At 44.5% G+C, this 20,713-nt stretch carries 14 protein-coding genes, 2 rRNA genes and 1 riboswitch (1 of these 17 running past the window's edge); of the genes, 3 read left to right on the top strand and 13 right to left on the bottom strand.

Annotated elements, in window-relative coordinates; genetic code table 11:
* Positions 1-18: 18 nt before the first annotated feature.
* The gene (gene katG, locus ABXS85_RS16765; protein ID WP_353669787.1) at positions 19-2,169 is read left to right on the top strand and encodes a catalase/peroxidase HPI; all 2,151 of its coding nucleotides are present in this window, start codon (positions 19-21) and stop codon (positions 2,167-2,169) included.
* Positions 2,170-2,369: 200 nt separating this feature from the next.
* Here katG and ABXS85_RS16760 read toward each other — a convergent pair whose 3' ends face one another.
* The 9 genes from ABXS85_RS16760 to ABXS85_RS16720 all read right to left on the bottom strand — a co-directional run bounded on the left by ABXS85_RS16760 (position 2,370) and on the right by ABXS85_RS16720 (position 14,624).
* Positions 2,370-3,347 (bottom strand): hypothetical protein, encoded by a 978-nt coding sequence (locus ABXS85_RS16760; protein ID WP_353667671.1) that lies wholly within the window; start codon positions 3,345-3,347, stop codon positions 2,370-2,372.
* Positions 3,348-3,649: 302 nt separating this feature from the next.
* A complete protein-coding gene (locus ABXS85_RS16755) occupies positions 3,650-4,081 on the bottom strand; it encodes an acyl-CoA thioesterase (RefSeq protein WP_353667670.1) in 432 nt (143 codons plus the stop codon).
* A 39-nt stretch (positions 4,082-4,120) separates the two neighbouring features.
* Complete coding sequence (locus ABXS85_RS16750) at positions 4,121-6,166, bottom strand: EAL domain-containing protein (RefSeq protein WP_353667669.1); 2,046 nt, start codon at positions 6,164-6,166, stop codon at positions 4,121-4,123.
* A gap of 117 nt (positions 6,167-6,283) precedes the next feature.
* Positions 6,284-7,597, bottom strand: coding sequence for a sirohydrochlorin chelatase (locus ABXS85_RS16745; protein ID WP_353667668.1), 1,314 nt, complete (start codon positions 7,595-7,597; stop codon positions 6,284-6,286).
* Positions 7,598-7,650: 53 nt separating this feature from the next.
* A complete protein-coding gene (gene cobN / locus ABXS85_RS16740; RefSeq protein ID WP_353667667.1) occupies positions 7,651-11,481 on the bottom strand; it encodes a cobaltochelatase subunit CobN in 3,831 nt (1,276 codons plus the stop codon).
* A gap of 12 nt (positions 11,482-11,493) precedes the next feature.
* Positions 11,494-12,573 carry a cobalamin biosynthesis protein CobW gene (cobW, locus tag ABXS85_RS16735; protein WP_353667666.1) on the bottom strand — a complete coding sequence of 360 codons (1,080 nt, stop codon included), beginning with the start codon at positions 12,571-12,573 and terminating at the stop codon, positions 11,494-11,496.
* 3 nt (positions 12,574-12,576) lie between these two features.
* Positions 12,577-13,356 carry a precorrin-4 C(11)-methyltransferase gene (cobM, locus tag ABXS85_RS16730; RefSeq protein WP_353667665.1) on the bottom strand — a complete coding sequence of 260 codons (780 nt, stop codon included), beginning with the start codon at positions 13,354-13,356 and terminating at the stop codon, positions 12,577-12,579.
* 13 nt (positions 13,357-13,369) lie between these two features.
* The gene (gene cobJ / locus ABXS85_RS16725; RefSeq protein ID WP_353667664.1) at positions 13,370-14,146 is read right to left on the bottom strand and encodes a precorrin-3B C(17)-methyltransferase; all 777 of its coding nucleotides are present in this window, start codon (positions 14,144-14,146) and stop codon (positions 13,370-13,372) included.
* A gap of 118 nt (positions 14,147-14,264) precedes the next feature.
* A complete protein-coding gene (locus ABXS85_RS16720) occupies positions 14,265-14,624 on the bottom strand; it encodes an MliC family protein (protein ID WP_353667663.1) in 360 nt (119 codons plus the stop codon).
* 219 nt (positions 14,625-14,843) lie between these two features.
* A riboswitch (FMN riboswitch) is annotated at positions 14,844-14,987 on the top strand.
* A 122-nt stretch (positions 14,988-15,109) separates the two neighbouring features.
* On the opposite strand from ABXS85_RS16720, the gene ABXS85_RS16715 reads away from it, so the two are divergent.
* Positions 15,110-15,601: a 6,7-dimethyl-8-ribityllumazine synthase gene (locus tag ABXS85_RS16715; RefSeq protein WP_353667662.1), complete on the top strand. Its 492-nt coding sequence runs from the start codon at positions 15,110-15,112 to the stop codon at positions 15,599-15,601.
* A 57-nt stretch (positions 15,602-15,658) separates the two neighbouring features.
* Here ABXS85_RS16715 and ABXS85_RS16710 read toward each other — a convergent pair whose 3' ends face one another.
* Both ABXS85_RS16710 and rsmS read right to left on the bottom strand, forming a co-directional pair.
* Positions 15,659-16,015, bottom strand: a complete 357-nt coding sequence (locus tag ABXS85_RS16710; protein ID WP_353667661.1) for a DUF1304 domain-containing protein — start codon at positions 16,013-16,015, stop codon at positions 15,659-15,661.
* Positions 16,016-16,050: 35 nt separating this feature from the next.
* On the bottom strand, positions 16,051-16,200 hold the full coding sequence (rsmS, locus tag ABXS85_RS16705) for a pleiotropic regulatory protein RsmS (RefSeq protein ID WP_353667660.1): 150 nt from the start codon (positions 16,198-16,200) through the stop codon (positions 16,051-16,053).
* A 359-nt stretch (positions 16,201-16,559) separates the two neighbouring features.
* Between rsmS and ABXS85_RS16700 the strand changes: the two genes are divergently transcribed.
* Entirely contained in the window at positions 16,560-18,200 is a 1,641-nt protein-coding gene (locus ABXS85_RS16700) for a methyl-accepting chemotaxis protein (RefSeq protein WP_353667659.1), read from the top strand.
* A gap of 648 nt (positions 18,201-18,848) precedes the next feature.
* On the opposite strand, the gene rrf is transcribed toward ABXS85_RS16700, so the two are convergent.
* A 5S ribosomal RNA gene (gene rrf / locus ABXS85_RS16695) occupies positions 18,849-18,963 on the bottom strand.
* 205 nt (positions 18,964-19,168) lie between these two features.
* A 23S ribosomal RNA gene (locus ABXS85_RS16690) occupies positions 19,169-20,713 on the bottom strand; it runs 1,592 nt beyond the window's last position.

The following is a 20,713-nucleotide window of genomic DNA, read 5'->3' as shown; positions in this document are numbered from 1 at the left end:
GCAGGATCAGGCAAATCAATGCCTGGACAACCGAAAAGCAATCAGTTTTGGTGGCCTGACCAACTGGATTTATCCTCCCTACGTGATCATGACAGTCGATCAAACCCGCTTGGCGACAATTTCAGCTATGTTGAAGCCTTTAAAAAGCTGGATGTCGATGCAGTAAAACGTGATATCAATGCCATGCTGACTCAATCACAAGATTGGTGGCCAGCAGACTTTGGTAATTATGGTCCCCTCTTTATTCGAACGGCTTGGCACAGCGCTGGCACCTACCGCACACTGGATGGTCGTGGCGGTGGCGATGGAGGACAACAGCGCTTTGATCCACTCAATAGCTGGCCAGACAATGGTAATCTTGATAAAGCCAGACGTCTTTTGTGGCCAATCAAACAAAAATACGGTGAACATCTGTCTTGGGCGGATTTATTGATTTTATCCGGCACCATATCTCTGGAAAATATGGGCTTTCAAACATATGGCTTTGCCTTTGGTCGCACCGATGATTGGGAACCTGATTTTGTGTATTGGGGACCAGAAGTTGAAATGTTAGCCAGTGATCGTCGTCAACAAGGCGGCCAGCTGCAACGTCCTCTCGGTGCAACGCATATGGGCTTGATTTACGTAAACCCTGAAGGTCCGATGGGCAAACCGGATCTGTTAGGGTCTGCTAAGAATATCCGCCTAACCTTTGGCCGGATGGCCATGAACGATGAAGAAACGGTTGCTCTTATTGCCGGTGGACACACCTTCGGCAAAATGCACGGTGCTCGCAAACCCGCAGATTGCGTTGGCCCAGAACCCGGTGCTGCTGATGTCGAGGAACAGGGATTAGGATGGCATAATCGTTGCGGCAAGGGCCATTCTGAAGATACCACGACGAGTGGATTAGAAGGGGCTTGGACACAAGCACCAACCCGCTGGACAACACTCTATTTGAGTAACCTACTTAATCTAGAGTGGCAACAAACACGTAGCCCAGCGGGTGCTATCCAATGGATTCCTACCGATGAAGCGATGCATTCCAGTGTCCCTGATGCGCACATCGAAGGAAAACGCAACCCGCCCGTTATGACAACAGCGGATTTGGCACTTAAAGCAGATCCACAATATCGTGCCATTGCGGAACGCTTTTTCGCCAACCCCGAAGAGTATCGCCTTGCTTTCGCAAAGGCTTGGCATAAGTTGACCCATAGAGATATGGGGCCTCGCGCTCGATACTTGTCGGATACCTCGCCTGTTGACCCCTTAATTTGGCAAGACCCCTTGCCAGCTATTGAGTATCCTTTGATTGATCGTCAAGATGTGCAGGCACTGAAAAAAACCATCCTCGACACCGACCTGACCATACCGCAATTGGTGCGAACCGCTTGGGCTTCTGCTGCTAGTTTTAGAGCCAGTGATAAACGCGGCGGGGCAAATGGAGCGCGTATTGCCCTCGCTCCGCAAAAAAATTGGACGGTAAATAATCCAGCAGAATTGTCGAAGGTGATTGCTCAGCTAAGTGAAATCCAAATGGCATTTAATGCGAATAGTCGTGCCAAAGTCTCTTTGGCAGACATGATAGTACTGGGTGGCGCAGCCGCCATTGAAGCCGCCGCTGAACAGGCGGGGGTCAATGTCGATGTACCTTTCACACCGGGTCGAGCAGATGCCCTTCAGTCTCAAACCGATGTGGCTTCCTTTGCTTTATTAGAACCTGCGGCGGATGCATTTCGTAATTACTTCAATGAAGAGAAAAGCTACCGATCCCCTGCCGAAATGCTGGTTGATCGTGCTGATCAGTTAGCCTTAACCATTCCTGAAATGACGGTACTTCTTGGTGGCTTACGTGTTCTTAACGCCAACGTTGGAGAGGCCTCTCATGGCGTATTTACCGACACTCCTGGCACCTTAAGTAATGACTTTTTTGTCAATCTACTGGATATGTCGACCCGTTGGCAGAAATCCAGTACGGAGGGTATTTACGAAGGCCTAGATAGGGTCAGTGGGGAGCCTAAATATACGGCCACCTCAATCGATTTGCTGTTCGGTTCAAATTCAGAACTAAGAGCTGTTGCTGAGGTTTACGCTTATGACAATGCGCAACCAAGATTCGTCGAGGATTTTGTTGCTGCATGGGTGAAAGTGATGCAGTTGGATCGCTTTGATTTACGTCACGATATATAAGCCATGTTAGTGAAAAAAGTCATTTCACTTTAGTTACTTACACTGGCCGAGCAATCAAACGCTCGGCCACTTTTACGCTCAATTTTGGCTCAGTAATTTGTTACCAAACGTCTATTCAAACCGACACATAGTCAAATCACGATACCAGCCTTTATGACCACTAAACAAAGTAATGATTCGTAATGGACGAAGCAATCCGTCTATTTCACTTCGTATCTCAGCAACACTTCATTATCCAATACAAGATTGGTTGACCAGATAAACTTGGCACCTGCGCCACTGAACTTTTCAATGAAGTTCATATAAGATCTTTTGTTATCTACCCCGACTTGTTCTTCTGAATATTCCGTTGCTTGAGGCCAGGATGTTGAATCAAACCCTTTATCCATCCATTCACTTGGTGTTTGCCAGTGAGCGGCAAAAGCATTCTCACCATTGTTTGTACCCAGCAAAGTACAAGTATCTGATAAGCGCTTTCCATCCACTTCTGTTAAACAGGTTAAATCATAGATAGGAGCGATATAATAGGTTTGTGCCTGCCAATCTGAACTGGTCACCACACCATCGCTAAAACTCGCAATAAAGCCACCATCTCCAGGGTAATATTTCTTACCACGATTGTATTCTGTACCCAGACCTAAGTTCTCTTCCCAATCAATCACTTTTACGGCAATAGTATAAGGTTTGTTCACCTTGAACTTAACGACACTAGAGTTAAAGGGCGTAAAGGGTACCGAGTCTACTCCGATGAGCTGACCATTAATGTATAACTCAAAATAATTATCGGCAAAAATATAGCCTGTAATTTCTTCTCCATCAGCGTCAATCACAGTGACAGGCAGGGATGCTTGGTCTACATTCGCCATGCTTCGAGGCGTAACCTTGGCACATGATTCATACAAATCGACTGCTTTTGTGGCTGTGCGAAAGTGATTTTGAGCGGGAACCGTCCAAACTCTCCCATCAGAATCGGTGATTTCTCCTATGCCCGCCACACGACTTCTACCATTCGCACATTCAAAAAGATTCGCCTCTATGGTCTTTGCTGGGCCTTGAGAAATACTAGCGGAGCCTTTGTAATCACTTAAGCTAACACCAGCTGTCAACTCAGCTGATGGAGAGCATCCTGCAAGCAATAACAGAAGAGACGAAAGCGTGATCACTTGATTATTCATCATGAAGATAAAACCTCTAAACCAGTCCCCAGTTTAAGTACTTTTTATTCGTCATAGCCAATGCTATGACTCGAACTCGACTGCGACCATTAAGATGTATAAAAGGACCATCAAGACACATAAAAGTTCAGGAAGATGCGAATAAGTCTTATGAGCGCCTGTTCTTATCAAATATAACTGTCTATCAAGGCATTAGTGATCAAGAAAGCATAAGTGAGCAAGAAGGTATAAAGCAGTTCACTGGTTTCTGGCCTGTGGAACACTATCGTATAACTTACCAATCTAACTCTGCCGATTTCACATAGTTAAAACTCTTCAAAGCCATGATTGACATAATCTGGCAGATCTTCCTCGTTGGGAATGGGGGTCGATTTACCCGACTCATCAATCGCTACAAACTTAAACATACCCTCGGTGACTTTTTCTCTGTGGCCAATACGACCGCGTCTAACCCAAGCCTCTACATGAATATTCATAGAAGTTCGGCCCACAGACTCAACTCGTGTATACACACCTAGTATGTCACCCACTTTCACTGGGCGGATGAAGCTCATACCATCTAGGGCGACAGTAACAACACGAGATTGTGCTCTTTGCCCTGCACAAATACCCGCTGCAATATCCATTTGCGAAACCACCCAACCACCAAAAATATCTCCTGCTGGATTGGTATCGGCTGGCATAGCAACCGTTCTGGTGGTTAAACGTCCTTCGGCTTTAGCTTTTGAATCAGACATGCATTCTCCTCTTAGTTACTGCTTTGGAAGATATTCACATTAAAAGCAAACTTCTCTCTTTTCTATCTTTTCATTCAACTTGGCCAATTCCACAAGATGAATTGGCTTAGATATGTAATAGCCTTGAATCAGATCACAGTTTTTACTGACTAATTTATCAAAAATACACTTAGTCTCCACACCTTCCGCAACGACGTGATAATCATATGAGCTGGCAATAGACACTAACGAATCCACTATCACGTCATAGCCATTTTGCCCTTCCATGCCAGCAATAAAACTCCTATCAATTTTAATCTCATCCACTGGAAAATTAAGCAACTGCTGAAAGGAAGTATAACCTGTACCAAAATCATCCAAGGACAGACGACATCCTAGTGCCCTCAAATCCTTAATGGTATTAACACAAACTGCATCCACTTCAATTAAGAAAGTTTCAGTAATCTCCAAACAAATCCGCTGATATTCGACCCCCGCGCGCACAACAATTTCTTTAAAGCGATCAACGAAAGAAGTATCGAGTAATTCTTGTGAAGAAATATTGATAGAAATGACAAAATCTTCACCAAAGTCTGAATTAGCAATATCATTCAGTGCCATGTTAATCACCATAAAATCAATATCACGAACAAGACCCTTTTCTTCAGCAACTGAAACATAAACCTCAGGAGACATGTTTTTCAGATCGCCAAAATTGCATCGTAACAACGCTTCAACACCAACAATTTTCTGTTTTGAAGCACTGAAAATCGGCATGTATAGAAGATAAAAAGCGTTTTCACTTAATGCCAAACGAAGTTGCCTTTCAATAATGGATCTTTCTTCGGCTTGCTGACTGATTTCATTGCTAAAAAATTGAATCCGCTCATCCCTATGAAGAATTGACTGGTGAGCAATATCAGTACGCTCTAACACCACTTTACTGTTAAATGGTGCACTTTTTTCAATCGAAGCGCCTACCTTGATGTCTAAGCGTAATTCTCCCAATCCAACCACATTAACAGGGGTCGTAAAGGTATTAATAAAGCCTTTTTCTTCCTCATTGGACAAAGCCTTACGACGACGAATAAAAATCAATTCATCATAATTGATACGGGCAGAAGCGTAAAAAAAGCTGCGGTAGAAAACGTAATTTTTGAGTACTATTTCACGCAAAACGAAATGTGACATAGTCATGCCAAAATTACGTACTAAATTGTTCCAGTTAAGAATTTTGACTTTATAAAAAATAACATCTTGACCAATTAATTTTTGATATTTTTCTTCAAAACCATTCATATTTAACAGTTTTGAATCTGGGTCAATAAAGGCTTTGGACTTAATCTTCTTTGCTTCTTTGTATCGAAAAATAAAGTAAAAGAACACACAAAAAGCCAACCAGCTATAGAAGAGCATCATATACAATGTATTTTTTAGAAAATACACACCAAACACTTCTAACTGATCCACTGTCAGTTGGTATTCTTCTCCATCTTGTAAAGGCAATTTATGAATAAAAAACTCAATGCTATGAACGGAACTTAAATCAACATAAGAAAGATCATATGGAATATTGTGCATATCTTCCCACCAGGTCTCCACCTTAAAGCGAGATAACGGCACCTGGGTGTAGCCATTTTGATCAAGGCGAACCGCATGGAATTTATAGTCTCGGACATAATCAACAGCCTCTTTCGTCTCATCAAGATAGCTTTTGACAAATACTCTGACACGTCCATCAAAATTTTCAGCGGATGAATGCGTGGAGATATTAAAGGCAATGGATTGATAGGTATCTAATGGAAAGCCTTTACCCTCTTTTTTTGGCAAAACAAACACCAAACCACATAAATTATTATCCGGCTGCTGTAAAGGACGACAGATTACCTGATAACCTTTTTGCATGGCCTTCAATGATGAATTTTGTCCTGCTGGCAAAATTCTTTCAAAAGTGTCTACGTCTTCACTTTGTGCTATCAGTTGTACTTTTTTTACATTCCAATCTGAATTCACAAAGATCAAAGACGTAATACTGAGTATAACCAGTAGCAAAAAGGTAAAACTGAAAAAACCTCTGAGTGTAAGAAGTTTTTTAAGATCGAGCATTTTTTATTACCGCTATAGCCCCAAAAAATTAACTTAAGGAGACAACTATATATGAAATGTTTAGAAAAAAGCCAATCCTAAGATTGGCTATATTACGAATGATCAAACACCATCATTTTACTTATGAGCAAGAGCCGTTTTACTGCAATCCCCATCTATTTTATCCTGCTCTTCATCCAGAATATCTTGCGTAAACTGACTCATAAAGCAGCAACAAATCCCCTCACCTATCATAGTTCGTGGCCCCATTGGATGAGCAATGTGCTTATATACACCATGAGAATGGCTATGATGATGCCCATGAGGATGGGAGTGACTGTGATCATGCCCATGAGGATGAGAGTGGCTGTGATCATGCCCATGAGAATGAGAGTGGCTGTGATCATGCCCATGAGCATGGGAGTGGCTGTGATCATGCCCATGAGGATGGAAGTGACTGTGATCATGTGAGTGACTGTGATCATGTGAGTGACTGTGATTATGGGAGTGGTCATGATGATGCGTATGATGATGGTCGGATTGAGATAAACCTTGCGTATCATCTTGGGGATCAACAAATTCGGCGTGATGATGATGAACTTCCACTTCCCCCGCTGCCAAACGGCGTTTAAAAGATCCCATCAATGTCTCTTCACCCGCCTGTAATTCCCCTTGGCGAATCTCTTCTACTCGGTTCACAAAGGCATCTATCACTCGCGGATGATCATTAAGATAAGGTGTTTTTACAAACTCAACACTTGGGTTAGCTTGAGCCACTTTATCCACATAGCCTTGAATACGTTTGATTAAACGTCCAGTAAACAAGAAGTACGGTGCCACAACAATGCGCTTAAAACCCAGTTTCAGTAGCTTTTCCAAGCCCATCCCCACGGATGGGTAAGTCACTCCAGAATACACGGTATCAGCCCAACCAAAGCCCATATTTTCATTCACGATACGGGTTAGCTTTGCCGCCTCTGCGTTAGCCGAGGTATCAGAAGTACCACGTCCAACCACAACCAACATGGTATCGTACAAATTCTCTGGCGGCTGTTCAGGATCCAATCCTAAGGATTCATAAATACGCGCCTGAAAGGCTTCAATCATGTCTGCTTGTAGGCCAAGTTCACGACCATAAGTGACCTTCAAACCCGGATGCTTTTCTTCGTAAGTAGTCAACACGGACGGGATATCGTTTTTTGCATGCGTCGCCGCAAACAGCATGCCTGGCACGGCAAAAATTTCTTCTACACCTTGTTTAATCAGGCTGTCTAAGCCCATGTGAATATTGGGTGCAGAAAACTCCAAAAAGCCATATTCAACCGGTAGATCTGGATAACGATCTTTCAATCCTTTGGCGACTAAGCCAAACTCACGCTCAGCGTCCTTATCTCGGCTACCATGACCACAAATCATAATGCCTTGCTTTTTAATTGGAGTGGTATCGCTCATTACTTCTCTCTTTTTCATTAATCTCGACTGCCCTCTTCTGCCCAAGATGACACTCATTTTTGTTCTTGCTGTTGATCTATATCCAACAATAAGGACTGAATAGCGGCTTGATAGCCTTCTGTGTCTTGCCACATTCCCCGTTGAATGGCTTCCAATAAACGTTCCGCCATTTCTTCAAAGGCATGAATATTATTATCGCGCATAAAAGCTTGATTGTCTGGATCTAACAATAGCGCATCCGTAACTTGCTGATATTGATAATCGGCAATGAAATCTGTGGTTGCATCATAGGCAAATAAATAATCTACAGTGGCCGTCATTTCAAAGGCCCCTTTGTAACCATGCTCTTGCATGGCTTGAATCCATTTTGGATTCAACACCCGTGAGCGCACCACCCGGTTTAGCTCTTCTTTTAAAGTGCGAATTTTCGGCGAACTCGGATTTGAATGATCGTTATGATACACCTGTGGTGTCTGACCACTAAATTGCGTTACCGCATTGGTCATGCCACCTTGGAATTGATAATAATCATCTGAGTCTAAAATATCATGCTCGCGATTATCTTGATTTTGTACTACGGCTTGCAAACGGGATAAACGATCGACAAAGGCCTTTTTGGCTTCCACCCCATCCTGTTTACCACCATGATAAGCATATCCGCCCCAATTGACATAAGCCTCTGCCAAGTCACTGCGTTCATCCCAGCAACGCTCGTCAATCAGGCCTTGCAAACCCGCTCCGTAAGCACCCGGTTTGCTGCCAAACACACGATAAGACGCCTGCCGTTTCGCTTCTTCTTTCGAAAGCCCTTGTGATAATAAAGCTTCTTTTCGCTGCAGAATGTTTTGACGAATCACATTACCTGTGCCCGGCTCCTCAAATTCTGCAATGGCTTGCACTGCCGCATCATACAGTCTCATTACATTGGCAAAAGCATCACGAAAAAAGCCAGAGACTCGTAACGTCACATCCACTCGCGGCCGCCCTAATTGCATGCAAGGCACCACTTCGAAATCCGTGACTCGATTCGACCCCGGCGCCCAAATAGGCCGAACCCCCATTAATGCAAAGGCCTGAGCGATATCATCACCTCCGGTACGCATGGTGGCCGTTCCCCACACAGACAGACCTATTTCTTTTGGATAATCCCCATGTTCTTGAAGATGACGTTGAATCAAGGCATCAGCGGATTGTTGGCCAATCGCCCACGCCGCTGGCGATGGTATGGCACGGTTGTCCACGGAAAAGAAGTTGCGCCCTGTTGGCAAGGTATCCAAACGACCACGAGTCGGAGCACCACTCGGACCCGGTGCTACAAATCCACCCGCTAAACCGATTAATAATGCTTGTAGCTCTTGTTCTGCACTGAGGTGTAATGCCGATAAAAGGCTGGTTTTAGCATGACTTAATAAGGCAGAGGTCAAAGGTAATAGAGCCGCTAAGTTTGTTAGATCAACATCTTGAAGCAAATATTTATCCACCAGCTTAACTGCCAGCAACTCCAAACGCTCTTTGGTATCGGCATAGGTTCGCCAGTCGCTCTCACTGACTTCTGCTAATATCCCTGGCTTGCTCGCTTGCCAAACTTTACGACTTGTCTGCATAGGATCAAAATCCTCTACATTAATGTCTAAATCACTCACCAATGCATGCAATAAACCACGACTGCTGTCATCATTCCCTCGCGGTAGGCGTAACAAAGCGACCAAGGTATCCGCCAATTTGGAAGCTTCAGGCAATTCCCCTAAACGATGCAAGCCATGACGAATTTGTGCTTCTTTAATTTCACATAAATAGGCGTCTAGCCCTTCCAACACGGATTCATCGTCGTTTGCATCAATCCCAGTTAGCTCTTCAAGCAAATGACTTTGCACGACTTTTTTAAGAATCTGCTCACGCAACCAGTTTTCTCGGCGAACATCCATCCCCATGGCTTGATAATATTCGTCCACCAGATTTTCCAGCTCCGCCATATCACCATAGGTTTCTGCTCGTGTCATTGGTGGCATTAGGTGATCGATGATAACAGCTTGAGTACGCCGCTTAGCCTGCGCGCCTTCGCCCGGATCATTGACAATAAAGGGATAAAAGTGCGGCATTGGGCCAAGAGCGATGTCTGGCCAGCAAGCATCAGACAAAGCAGTGCCTTTACCGGGTAACCATTCAACATTGCCGTGTTTGCCTACATGTACCAAGGCATCCACTTTATAAACATGGCGCAGCCAAAAATAAAAGGCCAAATAACTGTGTGGCGGTACCAAATCAGGGTCGTGATAGTTGGCAGCTAAATCCAAATTAAAGCCTCGTGCGGGCTGGATACCCACAAAAGTTTCCCCAAGACGAATACCCGCCAACATGATGCGGTACTGACCGTTTTGCAGGCGACACTTGTGATCCTCTTCTGGTGGCCCCCAGCGATCCCAAACCGCTTGCTGACTTGCTATGGGTAACTGATAGAAATAATGCAGGTAATCCTCCAGCGCCATGCTTTGCCAACAACCCCTTTCATGCAAACTATTGGGATTATTGGTCACAGCGCCCAATAAAGCTTCAATCAATTGATTGCCTTGTTCAGGCACATTCTCAATTGGATAATCCTGCTGTTTCATGACTTTGAGCAGGTTAACCGTGGAAGCAGGCGTATCTAAGCCAACACCATTACCAATGCGCCCATCTTTAGTTGGATAATTCGCCAATACCAACGCAATGCGCTTTTGTGGGTTCGTCTTATTGGCAAGTTGAGTGTATCTGGCCGCCAATTCCGCGACAAAATTGGCACGCTCAGGATGCAATTTATAACGCACCAAATCTATCTGTGCCGCTTCATGATAATGACTCAATGTCTTAAAGCTAATGGCTCTGGTGATGATACGACCGTCCATTTCTGGTAAGACGATCTGCATGGCCACATCTCGACTGCGCAAGCCTTGTGTTTGTTGTTGCCAATCTTCTTCTGTACTGGCAGATAAAATCATTTGCAACACGGGTAGCGAGGCGGCAAAAGTCGAAGGAAACTCACTTGGGTTAGACGACAAGTCTGGGCTGGCGGCGCGATTTGCGGCAAAGCCTGTGGTGTTTAAGATGACTTTGGCATCACTTCGGGCAATCAGGTCATCTAATTGCGCCACACAAGCTTGGTCTTTTAAGGAACTGACCGCCACAGCCAAGGGTGACAAACCTTGCTCACTTAACAAGGTCAATAAATCATCAAACATTTGGGTATTACCGCTTTGTAATAAGGAACGGTAAAACACCAATAAGACAACGGGCTGATCCTGCCTTTTCGCCACGTGATGGGTTTGCCATTGAGTAAAACTGGCAACATCGCCAGCATGGTAAATCAAGGTATTCGGTAGCGGAATGGGGTCTCGCCAAGCGATATCTTGCTGAAAAAAGCGCGCACTGATAAAACGCAAACATTCAATCGCATTACTCGAGCCACTTTCCCGTAAATAACGCCACACACGCCGACAGTCATCACGATCCACGTTAGAAGCATCAAGCAAGTTGGGATCTTCGGCGTCGTCTCCTGGCACCAATATCAAAGTGCGACCGGTTTTTGCCCGACACCAAGCTTGCAACTGCTGAAAACCATAAGGCCAATAGTGTTCGCCACCCAACAGGGAGACCACCACCACTTTGGCACTTTCTAATACCTTATGTTCGTATAAATCATAAGCCGCTGGTTTAACCAATTGCATCCAGTTGGCTAAACGTACGCTGGGTAAATAGTCTTCGCCAGCGATATCATCTAACGCCGCACCAAGGGCTCCCAGCACAGAATCAGCCGCTGCCAAAATGACTAAATCAGCTGGACTCTGCTCTAGATCAACAATGCCTTCGTCGTCGACAAAACCACCTGGTTTGGCTGCTAATAAATGCACTGATGGAACCTTTTATGCACTCAAAGCGTTGTGCAACGCCCCTTCAATGGCGGCCTTATCAATGCCCTTACCAATGAAAACTAACTGGGTCTGACGTATTTCTTCTGCCTGCCATAAACGATCAAAATAACGATCCAGACGTCGGCCTACCGCCTGAAAAACCTGACGCATCGGCTTACCATGCACCGCCGCAAAGCCTTTCACGCGGAAGATATTATGCCCCTCTAGCAATTGTTCAAGCGCTTCTTGTAATAAGTCAGAAGATACTTCCCCTAACTTAACCACAAAAGAATCAAAATGGTCATGAGCATGGTCGTGATGCTCACCGTGGGCATGATGATGATCATGATGGTTATGCACCGCCTCAATACGCTCTTCTGAAGCCGCATCAATGCCCAACAATTTATCCATTGCAGCTTCGCCATTTTCAATGTAAACGGTTTTCACTGTGTGAGGCACTTCTTTAGCAATCACTTCTTGCACTTTGACGCGCTCAACATCGTTCAGTAAGTCATTTTTACTCACTACAACTAAATCGGCAGCACTGAGTTGATCGTCCAATAGTTCTTGCAAACTTGGGTCGTGGTCTAAACTGTCATCCGCCAGACGCTGTGCTTGTACCTTTTCTTCATTGTGGGCAAAGCGCCCTGCCGCTACCGCAGGACCATCCACTACCGTAATAACCGCATCCACAGTGCAATGCTCTTTGATTCCCGGCCAGTTAAAGGCTTGTACCAGAGGTTTAGGCAAGGCCAAACCACTGGTCTCGATAAGAATGTGGTCAATATCATCACGACGTGCGACCAACTGCTCCATCACGGGCAGAAACTCTTCTTCCACGGTGCAGCAGATACAACCGTTAGCCAGCTCGTAAAAGCCTTCTTCGCTGCGCTGGCCAGCGCTTTGTTCATCGTCACAATCGAGCGGACAAGCACGCAGTAAATCTGAGTCAATGTCCAACTCACCAAATTCATTCACAATAACAGCAATACGCTTACCAGCCGCTTGTTTCAAGACATTCGACAAAAGGGTGGTTTTACCACTGCCCAAGAAGCCAGTGACAATGGTGGTAGGGATTTTGTTCAGTTGCATGAATTATCCTTTGTTTTTCTCAGTCTGATGAATCTTGCGAAAAATGTGCGCCTGAGATTTATCGTATAAATAGGAGTCGGCAAAGTCTTCTGTGTCTAGCACCTTACCTACTAAAATCAAACTGGTACGGGTAAATTTCTTTGCTCTTACTTTTGCCACTATGTTGGCTAAAGTGCCAGTCACGAAATCCTGATCTGGCCAGCTGGTGCGGTAGCACACAGCAACGGGACAATCTTCACCATAATGTGGAATCAGCTCTTCAACAATTTTATGTATGCGCGTAATACCAAGATGAATGGCTAAGGTAGCACCACTTTGCGCCAATGCTGGTAGTCGCTCTCGTTCAGGAAAAGGCGTTTTGCCCTCATATCGCGTCATAATTACAGTTTGCGATACACCGGATAAGGTAAGTTCTTTTTTCAATAAGGCGGCAGAAGCCGCAACCGCACTGACGCCCGGAATCACTTCATAGTCAATACCCAAGGCTTGCAATCGTCGAATCTGCTCACCAATAGCACCGTATAAAGCCGGATCACCTGATTGTAATCGCGCCACATTTTTGCCTTCTTTAACGGCTTTTTCTATGACAGCTGTCGTCTCATCAAGATGCATTTCTGCCGTGTCATAAATGGCTTCTGCGGTTCCCCTAACGCTATCAATCACTTGTGTCGGGATAAGTGAACCTGCATACAAAATTACCTGACATGAGACGATGGTCTTTACCGCTTTCACTGTCATTAAATCTGGGTCACCAGGACCTGCACCAATAAAATACACCGTCATTTTATGTCTCTTTTTAAAGCTTTTTAGAGTAACCCCGTGGCGTGTAAATCCACTCTTTATCGCCATTTACTATGTGTTTGGTATCCGAGTTACCCACACTCACCATGGTAAACATGTCTACCTCTTTAGCATCCAACTCGCCTAGGGTGATAAAACGAATGTCTTCTTCAGGACGAGTTAATTGGCGACCTATCATCACAGGTGTGCTCGCAGGACGATACTGCAACAACACATCACGCGCGTGGTTCAACTGCCAATCTCGCTTTTTCGATACTGGATTATAAAAGGACACCACGAAATCCCCTGCACCGCAGGCATGCAAACGTTTGTCTATGGTTTCCCAAGGCGTTAATAGATCAGATAAGGAAATAGTACAGAAGTCGTGACCCAGCATAGCACCAACACGGCTCGCACCAGCTTGCATGGCCGAAATTCCTGGGATCACCTCAATCTCAACATCCAGCCACTCTGGATGCGACTCTTTACCCTGCAATTGCTGATCCAGCAATTCAAAAACTAAGGTCGCCATGGCATAGATGCCTATGTCACCACTAGAAATCAGTGCAGTGTTTTTTCCTTCAGCGGCTAATGTTAAGGCCAATCTAGCACGCCCAATTTCTTCACCAAGGGGCAAATCATGAAAAGCTTTTCCTTCACTCAATTCACCCAGTAATTTCAAGTAATAGCCATAAGCCACCCAATCAGAACAAGCTGCCAAAGCTCGTGTAGCGTTGGGAGTGACCAAACCTAAGTCACCAGGCCCCATGCCCATCACAAATAATTTACTCATCTAATCTCTGATACCCAATATTTTGCCAAAATGGCGTCATCGGCAGCTATTGTACACGGATTAAAGTATTGACGGGATGAAAACACGGACGATTAAAGTGAAGGATTCTCAGGCAAAACTAAGATTCTACTTTTACAAGACGGCAATTGACTTTGTCACCTGTGTCCAGTTCTAACTCCGCATCTTGGTTATGCGCCCAAAAAGATAAAGATTCACCAAAGTACCTAACACCAGAAGTGCTAACGACTTGAGTTAAATAATAACTTTTTGCTTGCCATTTTAGTTCGGCTCGATTGCCATGAAAATAAGCAAGTAACTCATCCTGCTCGCAACGATAAATCACCAGATTGGTTTGATTTTCGATTTCAATGGAAACATCGTCAGCTTGAGTTTGTAGGTCAATATTGCTACAGGCAGTAAGGAAGAGACAAGCCAATATGAATGCACTTTTTGCCAAAGGAAGTTGAGAAAGTGACATAACAAAGACTCCATTCTTTTGTAAACGCTGCTGCTTAATATAAGACATTTCCACTCTATTTGAAGTGACACTAATGATTCAAACAGTTAACTTTTGTTACCAATCCAACATAAATGTGTCATTAGATGACAAACCTCTGAAAAGTCTATTAATTTTTCAAATAGACTTTGACAAGTCTTTCTTTCTACACGTATATTTTACAGATCGGAGTTATTCCGATTTCGTTCTCGGGGCGGGGTGAAATTCCCCACCGGCGGTAAAGACTCAGTCTAAGCCCGCGAGCGCCTAATCTATTGATTAGGGACAGCAGATCTGGTGTAACTCCAGAGCCGACGGTGATAGTCCGGATGATAGAGAGCGTGTCAGACAAAACCGCAACAGGTATCGCCGCTTGGTGAAACCCTATTTTGGTATTCCGTAATTATACGGTGTTTTTGCCTGCCCGTTCGCCCTGATTCACATTTCGCTTATATTAGGATACAAAAATGAATCAGAGCTCAACGAATCAAATTGATTTCAATCCAGCTAATAAACGCATTGCGATTCTTCATGCTGCATGGCACGAAGACATTGTGATGAACTGTGCCAATGCTTTCTGTGAAGAGTTAGTGGCACGTGGTTATAACAAAGACCTCATCGATCTTATTCCAGTGCCCGGCGCCTATGAGATTCCACTGCAAGCCAAGTTATTGGCTAAAAGTGGTCAATACTCAGCGATTGCCGGTACCGCTCTAGTGGTCGATGGTGGTATTTATCGTCACGATTTTGTCGCGCAAACGGTATGCAGCGCGTTGATGCAAGTCCAGTTAGAAACAGAAGTGCCTGTGCTAACGGCTGTGTTAACGCCCCATAACTTCCATGAACATGAAGAGCACAAGAATTACTTTAGCCGCCACTTTGTTAAAAAAGGCACAGAGTTGGCAAATGCTTGCGACCAAGCCATTCGCCTCACTGAAAGCGCCAAAGCGCTGATGTAAAAATTGACGTAAAAGCGAAGACACTAGCGTCCCATCTATTAGATGGGACGCTTACATTTACAGTAAAGTCACCGCCAGTAAGCTGATGGCACTTGGCGCTGCCTGAATAAAGATAATCTTCTTATTGGCTGTCATCCCGCCATAAAGGCCAGCCACCAATACACAAATCAAAAAGAAGACCACCACGGACTGACCAGCTTCACCAAGCCACAAGCCCCATAATAAACCCGCCCCTAAAAAACCGTTGTATAAACCTTGATTCGCTGCTAACACCTTACTGGACTCTGCGAACTCTTCCGTCAGACCAAATGCTTTTCGTCCTTTGGGAGTCGTCCAGCAAAACATCTCCAAATACAGAATGTAAAAGTGCAACAAGGCCACCGCTGCCACTAGAGTCATTGCAATAATTGCCATATATCCTTCTTGCCAACAAGGCTCATTAGTACAAGCTATTCTTTTGTACTCAGTTTATTTTCAAAGTCTTTTAAGACCAAACGTAATGCTTCAACAGCCACATCAGGGGCTATTTCATTGGTTTCTAATAACTCAATTAAATCCACCGCCAATTTAACATGGTCTGGGGCCTTATCTAAGCTCATTTTCTTCACTCATCATAGAAATTAAAAAATATTCAGGTCGTTACACTCTCTTTCTGAAGGAAAACATGAATCGCCACTATTTCATTTGCTCCTCAAGGTTAATTTAACCTAATATAACGCCTCTATTAAACCCATTTTTATCATAAATAATTGTTTTAATTGATATTATTAAAATTGATGAAACACAATACACAACAGATCAAAAAGCAAAATGGACTCTCATTGTAAAATCATAAAGGCATTTAAAATGGCAATTTAATCTATCTATCTGATTGTTAAAAATTAACGATTGTTAAGAATGAAACATTGAAGTTACATTAATGATAAATATAGAAAAATCATTTAGTTAAAGGATCTTTATGTCGTTCTTAACGCAAATTTCAATTCGTAAACGCCTACTCATAGGATTCGGGTGTATTCTTCTGCTTATGGTCATTCTCACCGGGATGGGTATTCAAAAAGTAAACTATATCGACCTTACCCTTGCCGAGGTTACTGACATCAATGCCGTCAAACAACGCCATGCGATCAACTTTCGTGGCAGTGTCCATGACAGAGCAATCGCTATTCGTGATATTGCTATTGCCTCTTCTATAGAGCAAGTTAAGCAGTTTTCTGATGAAATTAAAGCGTTAGCTAATGATTATCAAAAGTCGCGTCAGGACATCAACCAGATGATCCTTAATGGCATAGTATTTACAGATGTAGAACGACAAATATTAGACAAAATTGAGGACATTCACCGTCATACTCAGCCTTTAATTCAACGCACTATCGAAGACAGAACAAATGGCCAAGATATCAGTGAATTAGTATTAAAAGAATTGCGCCCAGCCTTTATCGACTGGCTAGCCAATATAAATCAATTCATTGATTACCAAGAACAAATCAATCAATCAGAAACCCCAAAAGCCAGAGCTGTAGCAGGTAATTTTCAGGAACTTATGCTTAGTTTCACCATAATTGCCATTATTATCAGTTGCTTAATAGCTTTTTTAATAGAGCGTAGCTTGCATAAATCTCTGGGAGGAGAACCTCATGAGGCTGCCAATCTCTTATCTGAAATCGCTCAAGGTGACCTTACCATCAAAATCAATACTCCTTACAACAAGAGTATTCTTGGCTCACTAGCCTTAATGCGTGATAAATTACAATCGACTGTAGAAAATATCTTGCAAGCATCCTCCCGATTAACCAATCAATTGGACATTGTTTCGGACGGTTCAAACCATATTCTCAGTGCCGCTAATCAACAAGCGACGTTGACCAATATGAGCCTAGGTAAACTCGAAGGCATGCGTTCAAGCGTTAATACGGTGGCAGAAAAAGCCTCTCGTACAGAGGAAAATTCAAGTACTACCCTTGCCTACGCAAAACAGAGCCGACAAGTCATTACTAAAAATGCTGAGGAGATGACCCACATCTCCAACATGGTTGATAAAACCGCTAAGCAAATCCATAAATTGGATCAATTGACTAAAGAGGTCAGCAGCATCACAAACATTATCAGTGATATATCAGATCAAACAAATCTACTGGCTTTAAATGCCGCCATTGAAGCGGCTCGTGCAGGTGAATCTGGTAGAGGCTTTGCTGTTGTTGCCGATGAAGTAAGGCATTTAGCTAAACGTACCAGTGACGCTACTACCCAAATAGACGTCACACTTTCGCAAATACAATCAGAAGTCAGAGAATTTGTTATTGCAATGGAAACGACGCAACCTCTTGTTGAGAATGGCCGCTCTCTGGCAGAACAAGCTTCTCAGTTGCTAACAAATATAGAACAGCATGCCAGCGACTCTCTATCGCAAATCAAGGACGTCGTCCAAACCACCTTATCTCAGCAAGACGCCATCAATAATGTCGCCAATGTAATAGATCAACTTAACAACACGTCGCAACAAACTATGTCCTTACTTGAAACGAACGACACGGCGACAAACAAATTAAACAATCTAGCTAATGACTTAAAAACGGACATCCGCTTCTTTAAAGTCTAAATTGGCATTTTAAATTCATTCAGTGCTAGCAATGGAAGACCTTTTGGGACGGTAGCAGTAAAACAACGCTGCCTCAAAGGTTTACTTCCCCTGCTTTTATTTTGAGTTTCTTACAGACGTAAAAAAGCCCCAACCGTTTCCGATCAGGGCTTTCTGTATGAGAAGCTTGACGATTTTTATTCCCTTTGCGCTACGACCTATGCTTATCCCCTTGTGGGACTACCATAGACATGGCGAGCGCCTGTGGCGTATAAAGAGCCACTTCTGAGTTCGGGATGGGATTAGGTGGTTCAATCATACCATCGCAAGAATTGCGCCTTGGAGATTTACTCCCCCTGCTTTTATTTTGAGCTTCTTCCATACGTAAAAAAGCCCCGAACATTGCCGATCAGGGCTTTTTGTATGAGAAGCTTGACGATTTTTATGCCCTTTGCGGTACGACCTATGCTTATCCCCTTGTGGGACTACCATAGACATGGCGAGCGCCTGTGGCGTATAAAGAGCCACTTCTGAGTTCGGGATGGGATTAGGTGGTTAATTCGGTAGAACACCTCTACCCCAGAAAACTACTTTACCTATCTTCATTCTGACTTTCTTCCACACGTAAAAAAGCCCCGACCGTTTCCGATCAGGGCTTCTTAATTAAGATCTTGATAACGACCTACTCTCACATGGGATCTCCCACACTACCATCGGCGATGGCGCTTTTCACTTCTGAGTTCGGGATGGGATCAGGTGGTTCAACGCCTCTATGATTATCAAGAAAACTCGGATGTGCTCAGCACAAATTCGTTTACTTGGTATCTTTAACAATCAACTTTTGAAACAGCGATAATCAAGTATCAAACCGGAACCTCCAAGGATGGAGGAAATACTGAAAATTGTCTGGAACCATTTCAGTACTATCGTAAATTCTTTGTAGCTCACTCTGTTTTCTTCAGAGTTCTGTAAAACCACTTTGGTGTTATATGGTCAAGCCTCACGAGCAATTAGTATTGGTTAGCTCAACGCCTCACAACGCTTACACACCCAACCTATCAACGTCCTAGTCTCGAACGGCTCTTTAGGGGACTTAAAGTCCCAGTGAGATCTTATCTTGAGGGAGGCTTCCCGCTTAGATGCTTTCAGCGGTTATCCCGTCCGAACGTAGCTACCCGGCAATGCCACTGGCGTGACAACCGGAACACCAGAGGTTCGTCCACTCCGGTCCTCTCGTACTAGGAGCAGCTCCTCTCAAATCTCAAACGTCCACGGCAGATAGGGACCGAACTGTCTCACGACGTTCTAAACCCAGCTCGCGTACCACTTTAAATGGCGAACAGCCATACCCTTGGGACCGGCTTCAGCCCCAGGATGTGATGAGCCGACATCGAGGTGCCAAACACCGCCGTCGATGTGAACTCTTGGGCGGTATCAGCCTGTTATCCCCGGAGTACCTTTTATCCGTTGAGCGATGGCCCTTCCATACAGAACCACCGGATCACTAAGACCTACTTTCGTACCTGCTCGACGTGTCTGTCTCGCAGTTAAGCGTGCTTTTGCCTTTACACTCTATGCATGATTTCCGACCATGCTGAGCACACCTTCGTGCTCCTCCGTTACTCTTTGGGAGGAGACCGCCCCAGTCAAACTACCCACCACACAGTGTCCTCGATCCCGATAAGGGACCTGAGTTAGAACCTCAAACATACCAGGGTGGTATTTCAAGATCGGCTCCACTAAAACTGGCGTCTTAGTTTCAAAGCCTCCCACCTATCCTACACAAGTAGGTTCAAAGTTCACTGTGAAGCTATAGTAAAGGTTCACGGGGTCTTTCCGTCTAGCCGCGGATACACAGCATCTTCACTGCGATTTCAATTTCACTGAGTCTCGGGTGGAGACAGTGTGGCCATCGTTACGCCATTCGTGCAGGTCGGAACTTACCCGACAAGGAATTTCGCTACCTTAGGACCGTTATAGTTACGGCCGCCGTTTACTTGGGCTTCGATCAAGAGCTTCGCCTAAGCTAACCCCATCAATTAACCTTCAAGCACCGGGCAGGCGTCACACCCTATACGTCCACTTTCGTGTTTGCAGAGTGCTGTGTTTTTAATAAACAGTCGCAGCCACCTGGTATCTTCGACCGACCAGTGCTTACGGAGCAAGTCCTTCACACCGGTCGGCGTACCTTCTCCCGAAGTTACGGTACCATTTTGCCTAGTTCCTTCACCCGAGTTCTCTCAAGCGCCTTGGTATTCTCTACCTGACCACCTGTGTCGGTTTGGGGTACGGTTCACACATATCTGACGCTTAGAAGTTTTTCCTGGAAGCAGGGCATCAACCACTTCGTCCAAAAGAGGACTCGTCATCAATTCTCAGCCTTAGGATCCCGGATTTGCCTAAGATCCCAGCCTACAACCTTAAACGCGGACAACCATCGCCGCGCTGGCCTAGCCTTCTCCGTCTCTCCATCGCAATATGCATAAGTACAGGAATATTAACCTGTTTCCCATCGACTACGCTTTTCAGCCTCG

It is taken from the genome of Marinomonas sp. THO17 (assembly GCF_040436405.1).
GTDB lineage: Bacteria > Pseudomonadota > Gammaproteobacteria > Pseudomonadales > Marinomonadaceae > Marinomonas.
This window is presented reverse-complemented; position numbering and strand designations above follow the sequence as displayed.